General features: G+C 39.3%; 15 protein-coding genes and 1 pseudogene. 10 read left to right on the top strand and 6 right to left on the bottom strand.

Annotated features, from left to right (window positions below; genetic code table 11):
• Positions 1 to 108 precede the first annotated feature (108 nt).
• The gene (locus CSC79_RS12680; protein WP_099296129.1) at positions 109 to 708 is read right to left on the bottom strand and encodes a Yip1 family protein; all 600 of its coding nucleotides are present in this window, start codon (positions 706 to 708) and stop codon (positions 109 to 111) included.
• A gap of 203 nt (positions 709 to 911) precedes the next feature.
• Here CSC79_RS12680 and miaE point away from each other — a divergent pair, with 203 nt between their 5' ends.
• The 3 genes from miaE to CSC79_RS12665 all read left to right on the top strand — a co-directional run bounded on the left by miaE (position 912) and on the right by CSC79_RS12665 (position 6,495).
• Positions 912 to 1,670: a tRNA isopentenyl-2-thiomethyl-A-37 hydroxylase MiaE gene (miaE, locus tag CSC79_RS12675; RefSeq protein ID WP_099296128.1), complete on the top strand. Its 759-nt coding sequence runs from the start codon at positions 912 to 914 to the stop codon at positions 1,668 to 1,670.
• 684 nt (positions 1,671 to 2,354) lie between these two features.
• The gene (locus CSC79_RS12670; protein WP_099296127.1) at positions 2,355 to 4,577 is read left to right on the top strand and encodes an EAL domain-containing protein; all 2,223 of its coding nucleotides are present in this window, start codon (positions 2,355 to 2,357) and stop codon (positions 4,575 to 4,577) included.
• Complete coding sequence (locus CSC79_RS12665; protein WP_099296126.1) at positions 4,570 to 6,495, top strand: HAMP domain-containing sensor histidine kinase; 1,926 nt, start codon at positions 4,570 to 4,572, stop codon at positions 6,493 to 6,495. The genes CSC79_RS12670 and CSC79_RS12665 overlap by 8 nt, the downstream gene beginning before the upstream one ends.
• A 12-nt stretch (positions 6,496 to 6,507) precedes the next feature.
• On the opposite strand, the gene CSC79_RS12660 is transcribed toward CSC79_RS12665, so the two are convergent.
• Together CSC79_RS12660 and ppiB are read right to left on the bottom strand one after the other, a co-directional pair.
• Positions 6,508 to 7,239: a UDP-2,3-diacylglucosamine diphosphatase gene (locus tag CSC79_RS12660; protein WP_099296125.1), complete on the bottom strand. Its 732-nt coding sequence runs from the start codon at positions 7,237 to 7,239 to the stop codon at positions 6,508 to 6,510.
• A gap of 123 nt (positions 7,240 to 7,362) precedes the next feature.
• Positions 7,363 to 7,854 (bottom strand): peptidylprolyl isomerase B, encoded by a 492-nt coding sequence (ppiB, locus tag CSC79_RS12655; protein ID WP_099296124.1) that lies wholly within the window; start codon positions 7,852 to 7,854, stop codon positions 7,363 to 7,365.
• Positions 7,855 to 8,004: 150 nt separating this feature from the next.
• On the opposite strand from ppiB, the gene cysS reads away from it, so the two are divergent.
• Positions 8,005 to 9,384 carry a cysteine--tRNA ligase gene (cysS, locus tag CSC79_RS12650; RefSeq protein ID WP_099296123.1) on the top strand — a complete coding sequence of 460 codons (1,380 nt, stop codon included), beginning with the start codon at positions 8,005 to 8,007 and terminating at the stop codon, positions 9,382 to 9,384.
• Positions 9,385 to 9,625: 241 nt separating this feature from the next.
• Positions 9,626 to 9,737, top strand: a pseudogene (locus CSC79_RS20255) (transposase); the annotation flags it as partial.
• 77 nt (positions 9,738 to 9,814) lie between these two features.
• On the opposite strand, the gene CSC79_RS12645 reads toward CSC79_RS20255, so the two are convergent.
• Positions 9,815 to 10,576 carry an outer membrane protein assembly factor BamD gene (locus tag CSC79_RS12645; protein ID WP_099296122.1) on the bottom strand — a complete coding sequence of 254 codons (762 nt, stop codon included), beginning with the start codon at positions 10,574 to 10,576 and terminating at the stop codon, positions 9,815 to 9,817.
• A 142-nt stretch (positions 10,577 to 10,718) separates the two neighbouring features.
• Between CSC79_RS12645 and rluD the strand changes: the two genes are divergently transcribed.
• The 3 genes from rluD to clpB all read left to right on the top strand — a co-directional run bounded on the left by rluD (position 10,719) and on the right by clpB (position 15,103).
• Positions 10,719 to 11,696, top strand: coding sequence for a 23S rRNA pseudouridine(1911/1915/1917) synthase RluD (gene rluD, locus CSC79_RS12640; protein ID WP_099296121.1), 978 nt, complete (start codon positions 10,719 to 10,721; stop codon positions 11,694 to 11,696).
• A gap of 2 nt (positions 11,697 to 11,698) precedes the next feature.
• Positions 11,699 to 12,430: a peptidoglycan editing factor PgeF gene (pgeF, locus tag CSC79_RS12635; RefSeq protein WP_180270434.1), complete on the top strand. Its 732-nt coding sequence runs from the start codon at positions 11,699 to 11,701 to the stop codon at positions 12,428 to 12,430.
• Between the two features lie 96 nt (positions 12,431 to 12,526).
• Positions 12,527 to 15,103 carry an ATP-dependent chaperone ClpB gene (clpB, locus tag CSC79_RS12630; protein WP_099296119.1) on the top strand — a complete coding sequence of 859 codons (2,577 nt, stop codon included), beginning with the start codon at positions 12,527 to 12,529 and terminating at the stop codon, positions 15,101 to 15,103.
• Between the two features lie 61 nt (positions 15,104 to 15,164).
• Here the strand turns inward: clpB and CSC79_RS12625 are convergent, their stop codons facing one another.
• Positions 15,165 to 16,712, bottom strand: a complete 1,548-nt coding sequence (locus CSC79_RS12625; RefSeq protein ID WP_099296118.1) for a PAS domain-containing methyl-accepting chemotaxis protein — start codon at positions 16,710 to 16,712, stop codon at positions 15,165 to 15,167.
• A 423-nt stretch (positions 16,713 to 17,135) separates the two neighbouring features.
• On the opposite strand from CSC79_RS12625, the gene gshA reads away from it, so the two are divergent.
• Positions 17,136 to 18,716 (top strand): glutamate--cysteine ligase, encoded by a 1,581-nt coding sequence (gshA, locus tag CSC79_RS12620; RefSeq protein ID WP_099296117.1) that lies wholly within the window; start codon positions 17,136 to 17,138, stop codon positions 18,714 to 18,716.
• A 122-nt stretch (positions 18,717 to 18,838) separates the two neighbouring features.
• Positions 18,839 to 19,447 carry a transglycosylase SLT domain-containing protein gene (locus tag CSC79_RS12615; protein ID WP_099296116.1) on the top strand — a complete coding sequence of 203 codons (609 nt, stop codon included), beginning with the start codon at positions 18,839 to 18,841 and terminating at the stop codon, positions 19,445 to 19,447.
• Positions 19,448 to 19,567: 120 nt separating this feature from the next.
• On the opposite strand, the gene CSC79_RS12610 is transcribed toward CSC79_RS12615, so the two are convergent.
• Positions 19,568 to 21,523, bottom strand: a complete 1,956-nt coding sequence (locus CSC79_RS12610) for a fused MFS/spermidine synthase (protein ID WP_237114014.1) — start codon at positions 21,521 to 21,523, stop codon at positions 19,568 to 19,570.
• Positions 21,524 to 21,678: the final 155 nt, after the last annotated feature.

Below are 21,678 nucleotides of genomic sequence, written 5' to 3'. Positions count from 1 at the left end.
TTTAGCTCCTTTTTTGCATAGGAAAGGAAAATAACGAAACACATTTAATAACTTCTTCACGCCTGTTTTCTACTTCAAAAATTGACTATCTCAGCTCAAGAACAACATTTATGTAAATGCTGGGTTAATAATGCCATTTGTCCACAACATAGCTGTGACGGCTAAAATAATTACCAATAGAATCAAGCCGCATGTAACAACTGAACTTGCGTAGATGAACCCCCTTTCTTCGGGAATATGCATTAAAATCGGTACGCCAGTGTAAAGCAAATAGACAGAGTATGCTAATGCGACCATGCCTGCGCATACTACGAACCACAACTCAGGTATAAATGCTGCTAGTGCAGACATAAACACCGGCGTTGAAGTATAAGCTGCAAGCTCGAGTGTTTGAGTGAAAGTGGGCTTTGCCCCGAACGTAACCGCCATCCAATGAGATAAATAGGCAAGTGCAAAAACACCTATAATTAATGCGGCATACATGGCGATCGCAATTAAAAGTGCACTGTCATGCGTGAGGAAAACAGGGTTTCCGGCGCCAATGCTCCAGCCTAGATACACTGAAGAGTAATACCCCATTGCAGATGGAAATAATGCAATAAGCAGGATGTGAGAAAGGCTATAGCTTAGGCTTTCATGACGGTTGTCTATCGTTTGCCACTCTTCAAGTGGGTGAGCATAAATGCCCCATAAATGGTTTAAAATCATTGCGTGCCCCTTAAAAGGATAAATTTACTGTTTTATTTTTATACAGCTTATATTAAGTTATGGTTCAGTAATTCGACCTTGTCAAGAAAGTGCCATTTGCTAAGGTGTATTAGACATTAGTAGAGGTTGGGCTGATTTATCTTTGTCGGTGTTCCATGGTAATATACGGTTTCTATTATTCTATTTTATGAGCAATTCCAACTGTGCCACATAGCGAACTTTTGCAACCAATCAACGACTTTTTAAACTGTGAAACGCCAAATGGTTGGATCGATAAAGCAACTAAAAAAGAAAACCTACCTATAATCCTAATCGATCACTTAATTTGTGAGTTAAAAGCCGCGCAAAGCGCAATGTTTTTAATAAGAAAATACGCAGTAGACAAGGAAAGTGGTGACGCTCTGCTTGAATGGCTTAAACCGTTTGAAACGCTTATTTACAAGCGTGAAGGAAATTGGCGTGATTTAGCATCTAAAAATAAACTAACGAAGTCTATTATTCCTAAATCTAACTCACCTTATGGGCAAGACTTAATTGACAAAATGGTGATGCTGATAAAAGAAGAGCTACATCATTTTTATCAGGTACTTGAAATTATGGATGAGTATGGCGTTGAATATAAAAGTATTACGCCGTGCCGTTACGCCAAAGGTATGTTACGCCACGTTAAAACCTTTGAACCAGACGCGTTAGTGGATAAACTGATAGTAGGTGCATATATTGAGGCCCGCTCATGCGAACGGTTTGCAAAACTTGCACCACATGTTGATAAACGCCTAGGTGATTTTTATATTTCGCTCCTGCGTTCTGAGGCGCGTCATTATCAAGATTACTTAGCCTTAGCGCAAGAAATTGCACAGTTTGATATTACGGAACGGGTTGAATTTTTTGGTAATCTAGAAGCTGAGCTTATCTCTAGCCCTGATGAGGACTTTAAGTTTCATAGTGGATTACCCACCTAAAAATACACTAAACACCAAGCATTAAATTAATCAATAAGACATGAGCGGCTTCCTAATACACTCGATATCTCCTTGTTTTGTGTATTAGGGCACTTATCTTTTAAGTTTTATAAATATTTCTTCTTCCTTTCAATCCATGATTATTTAATACATTTTTTTGATTTTTTTTAAATTTTTTATTTTTTCTTGGGCTCGGTGTTTGAGCGCCACATATAGCGGCTCTTTGGCGTTAACAATTGCTATATAACTTACCAAAATAAAACACATTTATTGCCAATATCCATTTTATTTCTGAAACAAATTGGACTCTTTACCATCTCTCTTCTAGTGTTAATTCAGGGTGTTCTCTAATTGGGTATTTAATTCAATTATTGAGATTTATTAATACCAAAGCCTCCTCAAGATGCGAGGGCCATTGGAATTAAAAATCGATGTAGCCAAGGTATTGATTGTAAATAATGGTTGTTACCTTGTTAAAATCAATAACGCAGTATACATCGCTTTTAAACCAACTCGCAGGGCGTTTCAAAGGTACTTACTCCCATCGCTGTTCCTTCTAAAAAGGGATGGCCATTGTTGAAAAGTAACGCTTTGATTTTAATTCCCTGTGCAACGCTGAGTTCTGTATTTTGAGGTGGCTTGGATTTATAAGGTTTACTCCTCTGTTTAATTTTGGTGAAAAGTATGAGCGATAAAGATGGATTGTTTTTATTTGCTGAAGAAGAAAAAGCAGTAGATAAAGACTTAAAGATATGGAAAATTTTAAGCGTTGAAGATGATTTAGATTATCAAAATGCGTTAATTAACAGCTTAAAAGTTCTAAATGTTAAGGACGGCTATAAGTTTGAATTACTGACGGCAAACTCCGTGTCACAAGCTGCCCTTGCGTTAAGTATGCACCCCGATATTGCTTTAATTTTTATTGATGTAGTGATGGAAGATGATGATTCTGGTTTACGCTTGGTCAATACAATAAGAGAAATCATTGGTAATGCTGAAATGAGAATTGTCCTGTTGACAGGACAACCTGGTTTTGCTCCCGAGGCTGAAGTAATGAAAGTGCTCGACATAGATGAGTATTGGAATAAATCAGACATTTCTGTTGAAAAATTACAATCAATCGTAAACAGTAATATGCGTACTTGGGAGTATATTTCTCAGATAAAATCAGCCAAACAAGGCTTGCAGCTAGTATTAGATGCGTCCCGTAGTATTAATAGTAAGCATGATATGGCTTCATTTTCATATGCTGTACTTGAAGAAATTAGTAATATTTTAAATATTACGCAAGGAGGCGGCATATTTTGTTCTAGCAATTCTTCTATTGATTGCAAAGCAACAATACTTTCTACTCAAGGTTGTTTCAGAGGGGCTAAGGGGACGCTTCATGAAAATACTTTATCTGAAGAGATTTACCAAGACTTTCAATCTGCAATTGAGCGTCGCCAACATGTTTTTGCCAAACATCACAGTGTGTTTTTCTTTGGTGCCCCAGCAGAGGGGGAAGTTGATTACATCACAATAGTAAAATCAAACAACCCCATCAATGAACAACATGAGTATTTACTAAAAGTGTTTAGTGAAAATGTTAATACTGGCTTTTCAAATATATCATTGTTGAACCGTCTAACTGAGCTTGCCTATACCGATGTCACACTTAACTTAAAAAATCGAAATTGGTTAATGCGAGAAATAAAAAACATGAACTCGCGCGAGCGCTTGAAAACCCGATTATTGCTTTTTGATATTTATCAGTTTGATGAAAAGTCATTCACATTTGGTCATGAGTTTTGTAATAAACTTATTAAATTAGTGCACGACAGTATTACATCAGTTTTCGCGCAAGAAATGCCTCGTATTGCGCTTATTAGTAACAGAGCATTTGGCCTGTTAGTTAGCGATGATTTTGATATCGCTGAAGGTGTAAAACTGTTTCAAAGCAAACAACAATATGAAATTGAAAACGTAAAGCAATTTATAGATGTTAGTACTTTGGAGCTTGAGCTGAGTTCAGTGATTGGATTATCACCAGATAAAATTATTAATTTGGCTGAGTCAAGTTTAACTATAAAGTCAAATCAAGTTCACTACATCAAACACACCAAAGAAAAAACACAAGCAATAGCGAGGCGTTATCAGTTAATGGCGCAACTCAGAACGGCTATTGGCACTAAAAGTTTAGAAGTGGCATTGCAGCCAAAAATGAGTTTATCATCGTTAACACCGGTTGGTTTTGAAGCTTTAGCAAGGTGGCGATTGGCTGACGGCTCGTTTGTGCGCCCAGATGAATTTATAGAGCTTGCCGAGACCGCTGGTTTGATTAATGAGCTCGACAATGTCATTTTTGAAAAAGTACTACAAAGTATCAAAGTGTTAAATAGTCACGGCTTTAATTTACCTGTAGCGTTTAATGCCTCTTCGTACGATTTAGTTAACCCAGATTATTTTAATCAGGTAAAGTCAAAAATTGACGCGCATGGAATTTCTCCTTCACAGCTCGAAATCGAAGTTACAGAGACGCAGGCGATAAGTAACTATGGTTTGATAAAAGAAACGTTAGAGCGATTTAAAGCCTTAGGCTTGAAAGTTAGTATTGATGATTTTGGGACTGGGTATTCATCGTTGGCACATATAAACGAAATACCTTCTACATCAATAAAAATTGATCAGTACTTTGTTACTAACCTCGAGTCTAACAAAAATAACCAGTATATGATTAAAATGATCCTCTCTTTAGCGGAGCAATATAATTTTCTTGTTATTGCGGAGGGAGTTGAAAATGAATTCGAGGCTAGCTGGTTGCTCGAACAAGGATGCGAAACAGCGCAAGGTTATTATTTTTCAAAACCCCAATTTATGGATGATTTACTGATTTGGTTAAATCGTTATACCGACAAACATGAATAACACTGATCCTACACTTACAGCGTCAAATAAAGGTTTAATATTAAAGTCTTTGTTTAGCGCGTTTATTAACCTATTAATTATGTGGTTGATTTATTCGCAGGTTTATCAAAGTGAAATAAATGAACTTAATGCGATACAAGATGAAAAGCTCACATTTATAAGTAATAGCCTTACGAGAGAAATAAGCAGCATTGAAAAATTGACAAAAATACTCGGGCAGGGTTCAGTTTTAAAAAAAAATGGATCTGAGGCGTTATCAACAATTTATGAGAAAAGGCCTCGCATCAATGAGTATTTTTTAAACTTTGCAGCAGCTACAAAAAATATTTCTCAAGTAAGGTGGATTGACTCGCAAGGCCAAGAGCGCTTTAGGGTTGATATCAGTCAGAATAAAAACACAATTGTTAAACAGCGCTTCTTGCAGAATAAAAAAAATAGGTATTATTTTATCCAAGGCATGCAAGTTGAAGCACCAAACACATTCACTTCACAGGTTGACTTAAATATTGAACGAGGAAAAATAGTTAAGCCGCATGAGCCCACAATTCGCGTAACATACAGAACAAATAGGAACGAGTACCTTATTGATGGCCTGATAGTCGTGAATTTTAACCTCGATTACTTGTTTAGAGAAATACAAACGTTTAACAAAAAAATGGCTCAAGTAAGTATTTTAAATCAAGATGGTTTTTGGCTTTTAAATAAAGATCCTGCGTTAGAGTGGGGGTTTATGTATAACAAACCAAACAATACGTTAGCCATTCGGTCTCCTGAACTTTGGAGTACGATGACACAGGGTCAAACAGGCATAAATTCCATCTTAATCGATAATAATATGTTTACGTATCGCCGTTTTTCGATGCATTCAATACCAGAAAGTAAAAACAATATCAGTGATGCGAATAAAGAAATAATCATTCTATTGAGCAGTCCAAATGGTTTAATTAATAATGAGAAGCGCTTTGCAGTTCAATTAACGGCTATAGTTGGTTTATTGTTAAGTTTGGTTAGTTTTGGTTTGATTTATCGTGATCATAAATACCAAAATAAATTATTAACTCTGTCGAATAAACTGTATGTTGACAAAGTCGAACTCGCAATTGTGAATCGTCAGTTAGATAAGACACTTAAACGGCAATTAGCATTGCAAGCAAGTTTAATTGAGGCACGTAAACTTTCTTCATTAGGTCTTCTTGTTGCAGGTGTTGCACATGAAATGAATACGCCTATTGGTGGTGCATTAATTTCAATATCTAACGCAGATTTAGCATTAAAAAAGTTAAGCAAAGCAGTAGAAAAAGGGTTAACCAAGTCAATGCTAGACGAAACAATGTTTAGCTTTAATGAGAATTTAGTACTCGCTAAAACGAACTTAGAAAAAACAGCTGTTCTTGTTAAAAGTTTTAAAAAAATGGCTATAGAACGTCACAGTGATGAAGTTGAGTTGTGTGATTTTGATAAACTAATAAAAGAATTGCTTCTTTCATTAAACTCACGGTTAAAAACTTCTTCTGTGAAAATTAGTACCCAACTTTTAACAGATAAACATATTGCCAGCCGCCCAGGTATTATTTCGCAAGTTATTGAAAATTTAGTTATGAATGCGATGAATCATGCATTCGACGAATTTCAATCGGGCGCAATAAACATTAAAGTCGAGCAATATAATGGTGAAGCTATAAGGCTTACAGTTTCTGATAGCGGGTGTGGTATTAGTGATGATGTAAAAAGTAATATCTTTGAACCATTTTATACAACAGCTCGAGGGAATGGGAACACAGGTTTAGGTTTATATATGGTACATCAATGGGTTACTGAGGTATTGCACGGTGAAATAACATTAGATTCGGACCCACAGACTGAGGACTTCTATAAAACCCAATTCACGATTACTATGCCAGATTTGGGAAGAAGCTAATTGCTTGTCAACTTAAAAAGGAGTCGACATGAGCTTTTGAGACTCAGGTGTCACAACTAAATATGACCCTTGCGTGTACCAATCGCCCAGGACTGTGCGAGTAAGGGCTTCACCATGTGCTTTATAGTGATGTACATCGGGGCGGTGAGTATGTCCGTGGATCATATTATTCACCTGATGTTTTGCAAAAACATTCAGCACGGCTTCTTCGGTCACATCGAGGATGTCTAATGATTTTCCGGCTTGGTTTTGCTTTGATTTTTCGCGTGCTTTTTTTGCCACACTTCGGCGATACCACAAGGGTAGTGCCAGCATTAAACGTGGCCACCACCAACCTCGACCTTTTTTACGAAATTTTTGGTATTCAATATCTTGAGTACACATTTCATCGCCATGCAATATGACAGTAGGTGTGCCATATAAATCAATCACCGTTTGTTCATCGAGTATAGTCATACCGGCTTTTTTAGCGTAGCCATCACGCATGATAAAGTCGCGATTCCCATGAATAAAAAACACTGACGTGCCGTTATTGCTTACCTGCTTGAGCCTTGCAGCGACGTCTGTGGATAATTGCGTGACATAATCATCGCCTACCCACACTTCAAAAAAATCACCCAAAATATACAAAGCATCGACATCTTTATTAACAATGTGGCTATCTAAAAACTGGTAAAAAGCAGCGGTGATATCTGGGCGGCTCTCAGATAAGTGTAGGTCGGCTATAAAGTAAGTTTGGCGCATTTTGACTCGAGTGCTGGATCTTAATAAATAAAAAGCGGATGATTTCACCCGCTTTTATAATATATCCAAACCACCTCAAGATGCGAGTTATGCACTTTTAGGTGGTTTGGGTGTAAACTTAACTTAGTCTACAGTTACGCTTTTGATAATAACATCATCAAGTGGTACATCTTGGTGGAAACCAGAGCTGCCAGTTGCAACTGACTTGATTTTCTCAACTACATCCATGCCTTCAACAACTTCAGCAAACACGCAGTAACCCCAACCTTGTGAAGTTTCGCTGCTAAAGTTTAAAAAATCATTGTCGTTCACGTTAATGAAAAACTGAGCTGTCGCTGAATGTGGATCCGGCGTACGTGCCATAGCCAATGTGCCTTTTTTATTTGAAAGGCCATTGTTTGCTTCGTTTTGAATAGGGTCATGTACTTCTTTTTGTGTCATACCTGGCTCAAAACCACCACCTTGAACCATGAAACCATCAATTACACGGTGAAAGATTGTGCCGTCGTAAAAGCCTGCATTCGCGTACTGCAAAAAGTTCTTAACAGTATTCGGAGCATCTTCTTTGTGCATGTTTATGGTGATATCACCAAAATTTGTGTGTAGAACAACCATGAGGTTTCCTATTAGCTGATTTATTTAGCACTATTTTATCTTAGTTAGCTAAGATTAACAAAGTGCTTATTGATTTGATAAAGCGCTAGAGCAGGGGCTTTTCAAGTGGTAACATAGCCAATCAAGTAAACAGTCAAGGACTTAAAATAAATGGTAAATATATACAACACACTCACGCGTCAAAAAGAGCAGTTTAAACCTATGGTCGAAGGAAAAATCGACATGTATGTGTGTGGTATCACCATTTATGATTACTGTCACATTGGCCATGCTCGTACATTTGTCGGTTTTGACGTTATCGTGCGCTACCTTCGCCACATTGGTTATGATTTAAAATATGTGCGTAATATTACCGATGTAGATGATAAAATTATTAAGCGTGCTAATGAAAACGGTGAAGCTATTAATGACTTAACCACTCGTATGACAGTTGCCATGCATGAAGACTTTGATAGTTTAAATATGTTGCGTCCTGATATCGAACCAACGGTAACAGGCCACATGGACGAGATCATCGAAATGGTTGAGCGTTTAATTGCAAAAGGCCATGCTTATGTTGCTGCGGATGGCGATGTATTGTTTGACGTATCGACGTTTGAGCAATACGGTGCGCTTTCGCAACAAGATTTAACAATGCTACAGGCTGGTTCACGCGTTGAAGTTGCACAAGATAAAGACGATCCACTTGACTTTGTATTGTGGAAAAAAGCCAAAGCAGGTGAGCCTTCGTGGTCGTCACCTTGGGGCGAGGGTCGCCCTGGTTGGCACATCGAATGTTCGGCAATGAGCTCTAAGCATTTAGGCGAGCATTTTGATATTCACGGTGGCGGGTCAGACTTGCAGTTTCCGCATCATGAAAACGAAATCGCGCAATCATGCTGTGCCAATAATGGTAAATACGTAAATACGTGGATCCACACTGGTATGGTGCAGGTAAACAAAGAAAAGATGTCTAAATCATTAGATAACTTTTTCACCGTACGTGATGTACTTAAAGAGTACGATGCTGAATCGGTACGTTACTTTTTGATCTCAGGTCATTACCGTAGCCAACTAAATTACTCGCAAGAGAATTTAGATCAAGCACGTTCTTCGCTTGAACGTATTTACACAGCACTGCGTGGAGTTGAGCCTATCGTATGTGAGCTTGAAAGTAACGAGTATGTCGCTAAGTTCAGAAAAGCAATGAACGATGACTTTAACACGCCTGAAGCACTACCTGTTTTATTTGAGCTAGCAAAAGAGCTTAATCGGGTTAAAAGCTCAGATGCTGATCAAGCAGGTAAAATTGCTTATGTTTTACGTTGTCTTGGAGAAGTGCTTGGCGTAGCTCAGCAAGCCCCAGAAACATTTTTACAAGGTGGCCAAGCTGATGAAGAAGTTGCCCAAATAGAGGCGTTAATTGTTAAGCGCAACGATGCTCGTACCAATAAAGATTGGGCTGCTGCGGATGAAGCTCGCGATGCACTCAATGCACTCGGTGTTGTGCTTGAAGATTCTGCTGGTAAAACTACGTGGCGTAAAGCGTAGGTATATCGGTTAAAAGTTTAAAAAGGTTGCCACATTGGCAACCTTTTTTTGTTTTCAGCACCTAGAGCATCTACTTTAGTTAAATAATCTGAACTCTGGATAATACATCTATCTCCAGCGGCTATTTTCAACGCTAACGGCGTTGAACTTGCTTTCAATAGACCAGCTATTGACGCGTAAATTCGCCTTTTTATCGCTAAAAGTCTTCGGCTGAAGACGGATAAATATATTTGTGTATTAATATCAATACATTAGAGTCTATCATGTGGGGTAGTCACTTTTGGCAGTGAGGGTATTTTGTTGATACGTCAGGCACAAACGAAGACGTAATACGAAGGTATGTGAGGAATTAGTAGAAAGAGAAAAGCAAGCACAAGCTTAACATTGGATTAAACAACGCCCCTTTTAGAGGCGTCGTGTAAGAAGAGTATTATTTCTTCTGGTTTAATTCACGCGTTAGTTTAGCGTGCTTACTAAGCTCGGGTAAGCCAAGTTTTTCATAGCTTTTTTCCATCATCTCGAGTGCTTGGTTCAAATAACTACTTTGAGAATAATGTTCAACAACGTATTTACCTCTATTTGCAGCAGCCAGGTATGCTTCACGCTCATAGTAATAGTCAGCCACTTTTAGTTCATAACGGGCCATTTTATTTAATAACCAAACTAAACGTCTTTTTGCCTCAGGCGCGTAGCTGCTGTCAGGAAAGCGATTTACTAATGTTGATAAATCAGTAAATGCTACTCGTGTACGCTTGGCATCGCGGTCAGCTCTGTCAACACCAAAATATTCTTGGAATGCATTTTCGTCCGCTTTGATATTCACCAGACCGCGCATGTAGTACATGTAATCCAAGTCTTTATGGTTTGGATTTAATCGAATAAAACGATCAATTGTTGCAAGTGCTTGCTCAGTATTACCTGCTTGATAATGAGCAAACACTAAATCCATTTGTACTTGCTTTGACATTGGGCCAAATGGGTAGCGAGAATCAATGGCGCTTAGTAACTCAATTGCTCGTGCATATAAACCAGAATCCAGCGTTTGTTTAGCATCTTCATAAAGCGCTTGTGCAGACTTATTAGGAACGCGTTGTATATCTTCTTGATCCGGAGCTGATGAACATGCCCCTAAACCAAGTAATGAAACTGTAAAAACGATGGCGAATGCACGTTTACCTATTCTATTTATCATTTTATTTGTTACCTTCGATGTCTTCGGCTAGGCCAAGTGGGTAAAACCGAGTAAACTATACTTATTATATAAATGCTTTTACTAAAAGCGATTCTAACCCAGTCGAGCACAGCTTGCACTGGTAAATTGGGTAAAGTTACTAATGTCAGAACAAATTTCACTTCAAGCCGAGGTGCCAACTGAGTTAGGCGGTAAACGTCTAGACCAAATATTGGCGCAATTGTTCCCTGATTATTCACGTTCACGCATAAAAACGTGGATTTTGGATGATAAAATCACCGTAGATGGTGAAATATTCAACACACCAAGAGAGAAACTGCTTGGTGGCGAGATGGTAAACGTTGAAACCAGCATTGAAGCGCCAAGAGAATATGAAGCGCAAGATATAAAATTAAACATTGTTTATGAAGATGATGATATTTTGGTCATCAACAAACCAATGGGCTTAGTCGTACATCCTGGGGCAGGTAATCCAGATGGCACGGTGTTAAATGCGCTATTGCATCATTTCCCAGAAATCATCAATGTCCCACGTGCAGGTATTGTGCATCGTCTAGATAAAGACACGACAGGCTTGATGGTGGTGGCTAAAACAATTCCAGCTCAAACACACTTAGTGACGGCATTGCAAAAGCGTGAAAACTTTACACGTGAATATGAAGCAATCTGTAATGGGACTATGACTGCTGGTGGTATGGTTGAAAAGCCAATTGGTCGTCACCCAACTCAACGCACGCACATGGCCGTGCATGAGCAAGGTAAGCCTGCTATCACGCATTACCGTGTAGCTGAAAAATTTCGTGCGCATACCCGTTTACGTTTACGCTTAGAAACAGGGCGTACACACCAAATTCGTGTGCATATGGCGTTTATTAATCATCCACTTATTGGTGATCGCTCATATGGCGGACGTCCTCGCCCACCTAAAGGTGCAACACCTGAGTTATTTGAAATGCTCAGAGCATTTAATCGTCAAGCGCTACACGCTGTAAAACTTAGTATTGCGCACCCAATTACGGGTGAAATGATGACGTGGCAAGCGCCAATCCCTGATGACATGGTCGCTATGACGCATGCTTTGCGTGAAGACACAAAAGCTAATCCTAATATCGATATTTAGTGATGCATTTGACACCTACATGGCATGCGCCAAATAACATTGGTGCACTGAGCACAACGCGAGAGGGTGGTTTTTCTGATGCCCCTTTCGCAAGTTTAAACTTGGGGCTTCATGTAGGTGATAATCAGCAACATGTACAACAAAATCGACAAATACTAACGACAGATTACTTACCTGCAAGCCCTATCTGGTTAAATCAAGTACATAGCAGTGATGTGGTCATTGTAGATGAGCACTTTGATTATAAAACCATTTTAACGGGGGATGCGCTTTTTACGCGCGAACAGAATCAACCTCTTGCTATCATGACAGCTGATTGCTTACCTATTTTACTTAGTACCCAATGTGGCAGTGAGATTGCTGCAATACATGGCGGGTGGCGGGGATTAAATGCGGGTATTATTACGAACACGGTGTCTAATTTTTCATTCCCAGCCTCAGATATTATTGCGTGGCTAGGGCCTGCAATTGGCGCACAGCAGTTTGAAGTGGGTGCTGAGGTGAAAGCTAGCTTTATTGAGCAATCAGTTGAGTATGAACAAGCTTTTTCACCATTAAAAATAAACAAATACCTTCTCGATATATATGCCATTGCACAGCTCCAATTACGGCAAACTGGAGTTAAAACGATTAGTGGGGGTGAGCACTGTACAGTGAGTCAGCCAGAAATGTTTTTTTCATACCGACGAGACGGTAAAACAGGGCGAATGGCATCTTTGATCTGGCGCAAGTAATTGTGTTCTACGCGGATTATATTTCTTCTCACACCTTGAACAAATCATCAAACATACCCATTAATTAACTAATTAATTTTTTAATAGGTAACCCTCATGCGTTTAGATAGATTTACCAGTAAATTTCAATCTGCGCTTTCTGATGCCCAATCATTAGCGCTTGGTCGTGATCACCAATTTATTGAGCCCGTACATTTGATGTATTCATTATTACAACAAAGTGGCTCAAGTGTTCGAGCGTTGTTTGCACAAGCCGGCGTCAGTGCTGATGAGCTAAATACTAAACTATCCAAAGAGATTGAAAAGTTATTCAAAGTGGAAGGTGTTGGCGGTGATGTTCAATTATCAAACAACATGGTTTCACTGATCAATTTATGCGATAAATATGCACAAAAGCGTAAAGACAAATTTATTTCGAGTGAATTATTTGTGCTTGCTGCGTGTGCTGATAAAGGCCCTTTGGGGGACGTGCTTCGGGCGTTAAACGTCACCGCACCCAAGATAGAATCAGCGATTGAAGCGATTCGTGGCGGTCAAAAAGTCGATGATCCAAACGCAGAAGAAACACGACAAGCACTTAAGAAATTTACTATTGATCTAACTGAGCGTGCTGAGCAAGGTAAGCTTGATCCTGTTATTGGCCGTGATGATGAGATTCGCCGTACTATTCAAGTACTGCAACGTCGAACTAAAAATAACCCCGTATTAATTGGTGAACCGGGTGTTGGTAAAACGGCGATTGCCGAAGGCTTAGCACAACGTATTATTAATGGTGAAGTACCAGAAGGGCTTAAAAATAAGCGAGTGTTGTCTCTTGATTTAGGTGCGTTGGTAGCCGGTGCTAAATACCGTGGTGAATTTGAAGAACGTTTAAAGTCTGTACTGAATGAACTGGCTAAAGAAGAAGGCCAAGTTATTCTGTTTATTGATGAAATCCATACTATGGTTGGCGCGGGTAAAACCGATGGGGCCATGGATGCAGGCAATATGTTAAAGCCTGCGCTAGCGCGTGGTGAGCTTCACTGTGTGGGGGCAACAACGCTTGACGAATATCGCCAATACATTGAAAAAGATGCAGCACTTGAGCGACGCTTTCAAAAAGTCTTGGTTGAAGAGCCATCCGTTGAAGACACTATCGCTATTTTACGTGGCTTAAAAGAGCGCTATGAATTACATCACAGCGTTGACATAACCGATCCTGCAATTGTGGCAGCAGCGCATTTATCGCACCGATATATAAGTGATAGGCAGCTACCAGATAAAGCCATTGACCTTATCGATGAGGCCGGTTCGTCAATTCGTCTGCAAATTGACTCAAAGCCAGAGTCCTTGGATAAACTAGAGCGCCGCGTTATTCAATTAAAGCTTGAAGATAACGCGCTTGCAAAAGAAAAAGACGAGGCCAGCCAAAAGCGTCGCTCAGAGATGCAAGAGTTGATCAGTGATTTAGAATCACAATATCGTGAACTCGACGAAGTGTGGAACGCAGAAAAAGCTTCGTTACAAGGCACGCAAGTAATTAAAGCGGAGCTAGAGCAGGCACGTTTAGATTTAGAGGTCGCAAGACGTGCAACGGATCTTCAACGTATGTCTGAGCTGCAATACGGTCGAATCCCTGATCTTGAGCGTAAACTTGATTTAGCGTCGCAAGCTGAAATGCAAGATATGAGCTTGCTAAAAAACCAAGTAGGTGAAGACGAAATTGCTGAAATATTATCGCGTTGGACGGGTATTCCAGTATCTAAGATGCTTCAAGGTGAGCGTGAAAAGTTATTACAAATGGAAGAGCAACTTCATGCAAAAGTAATCGGTCAGGATGAAGCAGTTGTTGCTGTATCAAATGCAATTCGACGTTCACGTGCAGGGCTTGCGGATCCTAATCGTCCTATTGGCTCATTTTTGTTCTTAGGCCCAACAGGGGTAGGTAAAACTGAGTTGACCAAAGCGCTTGCAACTTACATGTTTGATACAGAAAGCGCGATGGTGCGTATCGATATGTCAGAGTTTATGGAAAAACACTCTGTGGCACGCCTTGTTGGTGCGCCTCCAGGTTATGTTGGTTATGAAGAAGGTGGCTATTTAACAGAAGCTGTTAGGCGTCGCCCATACTCTGTAATTTTACTCGACGAAGTTGAGAAAGCACACCCAGATGTGTTTAATATTTTGCTGCAAGTTTTAGATGATGGCCGCTTAACTGACGGGCAGGGGCGCACAGTTGATTTTAAAAACACTGTGATCATCATGACCTCAAACCTAGGCTCAGATATCATTCAAGAGCAAGCGAGTAATAACGATTACGACACACTTAAAGAAAAAGTGATGGGTGTGTTAGTCAGTCAATTTAGGCCAGAGTTTATAAACCGAATTGATGAAACAGTTGTGTTTCATTCGCTGGCGAATGAGCATATTAAAGAGATTGCTGATATCCAATTAACTAAATTACGCGAGCGCTTAACGCAGATGGGTTACTTACTTGAAATAAGTGAAGGCGCATTGGAGCGTATTGCTGCAAGTGGGTTTGATCCTGTTTATGGTGCTCGACCGCTCAAGCGTGCTATTCAACATACTATCGAAAACCCACTAGCGCAGAAGCTTTTAGCAGGAGAATATCAGAGTGGCAGTATGATAGTAATAGATGCCGATGAAAACGGGCTTATCTTTACGGCACGTTAGTATTGGGGCTTTGGGTACATAAAAGGCCAGCAATTAGCTGGCCTTTTTTCTCAGTGACTATTTATACCTTAAAAGTTTGTAATATATCTCTGACTTTTGCTGAACCCTCAACAAGGTGAGCTGCATCTTGAGCTACTTTATAACTCATATTTAAGTTCTCATCACTAAAGCCTTTAATTTGCTCAATATTGTTGCTTATATCACCACTGACCACCTGCTGCTCTTCTGCTGCAGTGGATATTTGCGTTGCTAATTGAGAAATCTCGCTAATCTGTGCAAAAATACTGTCGAGCTCCACTTGGGTGTGACCTGTTGTATCTACGCATTGATCAGCTTGGGTTTTGGTGTTTTTCATAACAGACGACCAGCTAAATAAGGTGTCTTGTATTTCTTTTATAGAATTATGAATCTGTGATGTGGCTTTTTGAGTACGAGATGATAAAGCACGAACTTCATCGGCTACTACCGCAAAACCACGGCCATGTTCACCTGCTCGAGCAGCCTCAATTGCAGCATTTAATGCAAGTAAATTAGTTTGCTCAGCTATGCCCTCAATTTCAGTCATTACTTGACCAATTTTATCGGCTTCAGTGGCTAATGCGTTGGCAGTACTGGCCGCTTCCTCTACTTGAACAGCAAGGCTAGACACCATAGTGCTATTGTCTGCTATATGAAGCTTGATATCTGAGCAACTTTGGTAAGTCACATTTACTTTTTCTGCAGTATCATGTGTGCTACTAGAAATCTCACCAATAGTGGCGCTCATTTGTGACATAGCAGTGGCAATTTGACTAAGGCGTTCGCCTTGGGCAGAAATACCTTGCTCAGTAAGAGATGACTGATTGTCTAAGTTTGAAGCAATGGAATTAAATGTCGCAGTTGCATCTTTTATACGGCCCAAAACTGTACTTAGCTTTGCGTTCAGCATTTCATTATTATAGTGACTAATACTAAATGGATAAGCGCCAACATAGATATACCGAGAGACAGAATCAAACGTTGCTTTTTGTTGCTTTAATAAAGCTGGGGTGACAAAAAGCTCATCATAATTTAGTGCCATAACCACCAAACAAAATACGGTGGTAATTAATGCGATAGTCATAGAAGAATATATGGCTAATAATACTAGACCAATAAGTGTCACTATTGCAGATAAAGACTGCCTTAGAGTAACAAGCTCTCGGTATGAAGTAACTGATTTACCAGCGTTAATTTTCTTGTAAAGCGCAGCTGCACGTTCCTTTAATTGCGTTGTGGGTTTACTTCTTACTGATTGATAACCAACGAGTTGGTTATTTTCAAAAATAGGGGTTACGAATGCATCTACCCAATAGTAACGGCCATCTTTACAACGATTCTTTACCATTCCACGCCATGAGTGACCCGCTTTTAATTTTTCCCACATTTCTTTAAATGCTGCTTTAGGCATGTCTGGGTGGCGAACGATGTTGTGGTTTTTTCCCATTAACTCTTCTAGTGAATAGCCGGCAATGTTGCAAAATGATTCATTGGCATAAGTTATGATGCCTCGTAGGTCGGTTGTTGAAACGAGGGCTTCGTCTTGCGAAAATGAAACTTCTTCATCGATTAATTGTTGGCCACGACGCATGGGATATCCTTAAATACTCATTTATTAAGGCTATTATAGAGCTTAAATGATTATTACACACCTAAAATACTAGGTTTTGGGGGTGGGGCAAGCTTAAAGTCTACTATTAGTTTTAGTTTATGATTAATTACATTCTAGGCGAATGATTTTATGAGTTTACTAGGTCTATTATTATGCATTTATGGGCGGGGTTATATATTGGCACGACAGTGGTGCTATCAAAGCAATTGTATAATCCCCTTTTCAATGGCAAGATTAATAATAGTGAAAAAGTGTATGGGCATTGGTCACGCGTTGAATGTCGTATTCTTTCATGAACAGTAAGTAATAGATATTACGGTGATCCTGATTGTTTTGCCTTGAGTATTATCATTTCGCCCCCATAGACTTAGGATTATGCCACGTGGCTCGAGGAAGTATTTTTTGACTACACATGAACTAACTACAACGTTAACAGCGTTATCTTCAGAAAAAAATAAACACGCCATAAAAGGTATTCAACGTGGTATTGAAAGAGAAGCGCTTAGAATTAAGCCTAATGGCGTTATCTCTCAATTAGGGCACCCAAAAGGAGTGGGCTGTGCGCTAACAAATGGCCATATCACTACTGACTTTTCAGAATCTCTTTTAGAATTTATTACGCCTGTTAGTGAGTCAGCGGAAGAAACTCTTAAACAACTACAAGACTTGCAAAAATTTACATTATCAAAAATGGATGATGAATTATTGTGGCCAATCAGTATGCCGTGCTTTATCGATCATCAAGATGATATTGTACTTGCTCAATTCGGTGAGTCTAATGTTGGTCGCATGAAAACTCTATACCGTGAAGGTTTAAAAAATCGTTACGGCAGTATGATGCAGGCGATTGCTGGTGTTCATTTTAATATCTCATTTCCTAAAAGCCTGTGGCAATCACTCCAAGCTTTAAAAGGAGACACAGGGCCTTTAGATACATTTATTTCTGCAGGTTATTTGGGGCTTATTCGAAACTTTAAGCGCGAATTGTGGTTAATTAGTTATTTGTTCGGGGCATCACCTGCTTTATGCAGCTCTTTTTTGCAAGGTCGTAAAACAGATCTTCCGTTTAAAAAGCTGGGTAAGGGTACGTTGTTCTTAGAGACTGGCACTGCGTTGCGTTTAGGTGATTTGGGTTACACTAATAGCGCGCAGTCATCACTAAAAGTTATGTATAACTCATTAGATGAATATGTTGCAGGCCTAAAGCGAGCCATTCACTCACCTTCAGATATTTACGCTGATATTGCTGACTATAAAAGCGATGAACCAAAGCAGTTAAATAAAAATATCCTGCAAATTGAAAATGAGTTTTACTCGCCGATTCGCCCTAAGCGAAATGCGCAAAGTGGTGAAACTCCGACTGATGCGCTTTTACGCGGTGGTATAGAATATATTGAAATACGCGCTTTGGATGTTAATCCATTCAGTGAAACGGGTATTTCTTTAGAGCAAATACACTTCCTAGACGTGTTTTTAACGTACTGTTTATTAAAAGATTCCCCTGAGATGGATTGGGATTCGCAAACACGCAGTACTGAAAATCTAGACTCTGTCGTGAATAATGGCCGAGATGCGTCACTGTTATTGAATAAGTCTGGCAATCCAACGAACTTAGTGCAATGGGGTGAAGAGATATTCGCTCAGTTAGCTGATGTAGCAGATTATATGGATACAGCTTACGGTACGAGTCATTATGTGCAAACCATTGCACGATTGAAAACATGGTTAAACGACGCCTCGCTGACGTATTCAGGTCAATATGTTGCTCAGCTCAAAGAACAAGATGTTGATAATGGTCACTTTGCACTGGCACTTGCACAGAAGTATAAACAAAGCCACCAAGTGACTCCATATCATGTGTTTTCAGATACTTACTTGCAACAGCAAGCTGAACAATCGATTGTTGATGAACAAGCGATTACAGCTGCAGATAGCATTTCTTTTAAAGGCTATTTATCTGAGTATTTTAAAGGTAATCAATAAGCAAAAAAAAGCAGCCCAATGTGGGCTGCATAAAGATTCTTCAGGGATGAAACAATGCTAAACTGCGCATTCAAATAATCTGACTCACACTTTTATAAAAAGTTCAGCGAGAACGCAAAAAAATGAAAAAAAGTTTAATAATCTTATCGCTGGGAGCTATTTTAACTGGTTGCGCAACAGCGCCCCCTAAGCAACCTAATGATATATGTAAAATTTTTGAAGAAAAAAACGATTGGTATTATGATGCAAGAGATGCTCAAGAAAAGTGGGGATCGCCTAAACATGTTCTAATGAGCATGATGTACCAAGAAAGTTCTTTTCGTCATGACGCAGCGCCGCCGATGGAATATTTTTTATGGATAATTCCAACAGGACGAGCCAGTTCAGCCTACGGTTACTCACAAGCAAAAACCCCCACGTGGTCAGATTACATTCGTGAAACCGGTAATAATGGTGCCGACAGAGATGACTTTGATGACGCCATTGATTTTATGGCGTGGTTTGTTTATAAAACCAACAAAGTCAATGGCGTATCTAAATGGGATGCGTACGCGCAATACCTAAATTACCACGAAGGGTGGGGCGGTTATAAGCGCGGAACCTATAAAAAGAAAAAATGGTTAATGAGCGTTGCTAATAAAGTAAAAAACCGCGCAAGTCGGTACGGTGCACAATTAAAAAAATGCGAAGACGATTTGGACAAAGGTTGGCTAGAGCGCATATTTTCATAGCACCCATATTTTACGGATCTAAAGTTTCTTCTTATTAGCCTAAAGGGCTAACTACCAAAATGGGGCAAGATAGCTTGCCCCTTATTTGAATAAATTTCAATCACGAAAGGTCAACACGCCCTAGAGTTTTATTAGCGGTAATGCACTATTTTTTTGATCCGTCCAGTGTACTAACTGAGTGTTTGGGTAGGGTTTTATTGGCGATAATTCACTGATTTCTATGGCATCTAAAAACTGTTGGTTGCTGGTTAATACAACCCATTCAGAGCCTAATGCAGTTAACTTTTTTGCACTGTGCTTAAACTTTATTAATGCTTTATCAAAGTACCTACTATGCGCTTGGATCACTGGCAGTAAATCTATATGGTTATTTGATATATGGATGATTAAAATGCCATTTTTACTTAATCGTTGCCAGTAAAGCTCAAACGCTTCTTGAGTTAATAGGTGGGCGGGAATAACATCACTTGAAAATGCATCAATAACCAATGCGTTCATTAAAGGTGCATTACTTTTAAGCTCGTTTGTTAATGCGACTCTGCCATCACCAATGGTGACATTTATTTTGGCTGGGCTGTTTTTAAGGTAATCAAAATACCTATTTGCCATTGTATAAACCGCGGGGTTTAACTCATAAAAATGCACTGTTTCGTGCTTGTCTGCGAGGCTAGCTAAAACACCTGCACCTAACCCCACGACGCCCATGTTAAGCTTTTCTTGGCTTTTAAGTATCGCCAACGACTTAGCGACGCCTGTATGTTGATGATAGTAACTGCTAGTGAGTTCATCTTGACCATGTAAGGGTTGTGAACCATGCACCGTAGTACCATCAATTAAACGCCTTTGCGCAAGCTCAGGAGTATTGATATCTTTTACTGTTATGTAACCATAAAAATTCCTCTGCGATGCAACGTTATATTGATTAAAACTAGAATAAAGCACTAAATAGCAGCCACACCACAAAGCTGTCGCACCGAGCAATATCGTATTTATTTTTTTAATTTGAGTTAGATGAATGTAACTAATGAGAATAAGCAGTACTGCTAAAGCGACGATATACTCGGTGATTTGTTCAAACAGCAGCGGAGCAAGTAACGTTGTAAATAAACTACCAAGTGCGCCACCTAAAGCAATATACAAATAAAAGTGTGTTAGTAATGTACCTTGTGGTGCGAGTTGCCTAAGTTCACCGTGGCAAATCATGCAGCCACTCAATAATATAAAGCTATAAATAATAATTTGCGCAATTGCATTAAACTGACTTCCTAAGAAGTACATTATTAAACCTGCAAATGCGCTGAATATAAAAGCATAACCCCAAACAGAGCGGTTATAGTTGTTTTTATTGGCAAACGTATAACTAAAACTACCTAAATAGATAGCGAGAGGCACCACCCATACAAGTGGCATTGGTGGAATGTTGGTGCTGATCATTTGTGTGGTTGCAATTAGCAAAATTGAGCTTGTTGCGGATAAAATAAGCCAAAGCATATTGGGCTTTTTTAGAATGGTTTGTACGTGTGGTAGCGATGAGTTATTTTCTTTGCTGCTTTTGCCTAATAGTTTATAGGCTAAACAAATTAATAGTATGCAGTAGGTAAGCAGCCCTATTTGCCAGTAATTTTTTTGTTGCGGCAGTGAAAATAACACCTCAAATACGAGTGGGTAGCTTATTAAGGCTAATAAAGAGCCAAGATTAGAAACCGAATACCAATGGTAGGGCACTGCATTTTTACCACGCTCTATGTACCATCGTTGCATAAGTACACTTGTGGCGCTTAGCAACATAAACACTAAGCCAATTTGATTTAATAAGATTGCCATAACTGACCAGTTAGGGGCTAAATCTAAATTAACGTGGAATTTGTTTAGGCTAATTAAGCTCGCTACAACAACAAGCGAAATATGGATTACCATTTGTTTTTTTAAAGGGTAATGACTTAAAAAGTGTGCGTAAAAGTAACCAAGTAATAAAACAGTTTGATAAAAAAATAGACTAGCTGACCACACTGATGCGCCGCCTCCAAATCGTGGTAACAGCTCTTTAGATAGCATAGGTTGAATTTGAAATAGCAAAAAGGCGCTAACAAAAATGGTTAATAAGAATAAGATACGAAGCATGGATATTAATTATTAATGAATCATGTGAGCAGCATTGCGGGTAACAGATCAAGCAGCAATGGAATTAGCCTAGAGTTTCTCTTAAGAAAACCTTAATATATGATTTATAA

This window comes from Pseudoalteromonas sp. 3D05 (assembly GCF_002723455.1).
GTDB lineage: Bacteria > Pseudomonadota > Gammaproteobacteria > Enterobacterales > Alteromonadaceae > Pseudoalteromonas.
Note: the sequence above shows the minus strand (reverse complement) of the source record. Positions and strands in the feature narration are given on the sequence as shown.

Coding starts and splice junctions, on each gene's coding strand:
- CSC79_RS12680 (WP_099296129.1), bottom strand. CDS start 708: ATGATTTTAAACCATTTATGGGGCATTTATGCTCACCCACTTGAAGAG.
- CSC79_RS12670 (WP_099296127.1), top strand. CDS start 2,355: ATGAGCGATAAAGATGGATTGTTTTTATTTGCTGAAGAAGAAAAAGCA.
- CSC79_RS12665 (WP_099296126.1), top strand. CDS start 4,570: ATGAATAACACTGATCCTACACTTACAGCGTCAAATAAAGGTTTAATA.
- CSC79_RS12660 (WP_099296125.1), bottom strand. CDS start 7,239: ATGCGCCAAACTTACTTTATAGCCGACCTACACTTATCTGAGAGCCGC.
- ppiB (WP_099296124.1), bottom strand. CDS start 7,854: ATGGTTGTTCTACACACAAATTTTGGTGATATCACCATAAACATGCAC.
- cysS (WP_099296123.1), top strand. CDS start 8,005: ATGGTAAATATATACAACACACTCACGCGTCAAAAAGAGCAGTTTAAA.
- CSC79_RS12645 (WP_099296122.1), bottom strand. CDS start 10,576: ATGATAAATAGAATAGGTAAACGTGCATTCGCCATCGTTTTTACAGTT.
- rluD (WP_099296121.1), top strand. CDS start 10,719: ATGTCAGAACAAATTTCACTTCAAGCCGAGGTGCCAACTGAGTTAGGC.
- pgeF (WP_180270434.1), top strand. CDS start 11,699: ATGCATTTGACACCTACATGGCATGCGCCAAATAACATTGGTGCACTG.
- clpB (WP_099296119.1), top strand. CDS start 12,527: ATGCGTTTAGATAGATTTACCAGTAAATTTCAATCTGCGCTTTCTGAT.
- CSC79_RS12625 (WP_099296118.1), bottom strand. CDS start 16,712: ATGCGTCGTGGCCAACAATTAATCGATGAAGAAGTTTCATTTTCGCAA.
- CSC79_RS12615 (WP_099296116.1), top strand. CDS start 18,839: ATGAAAAAAAGTTTAATAATCTTATCGCTGGGAGCTATTTTAACTGGT.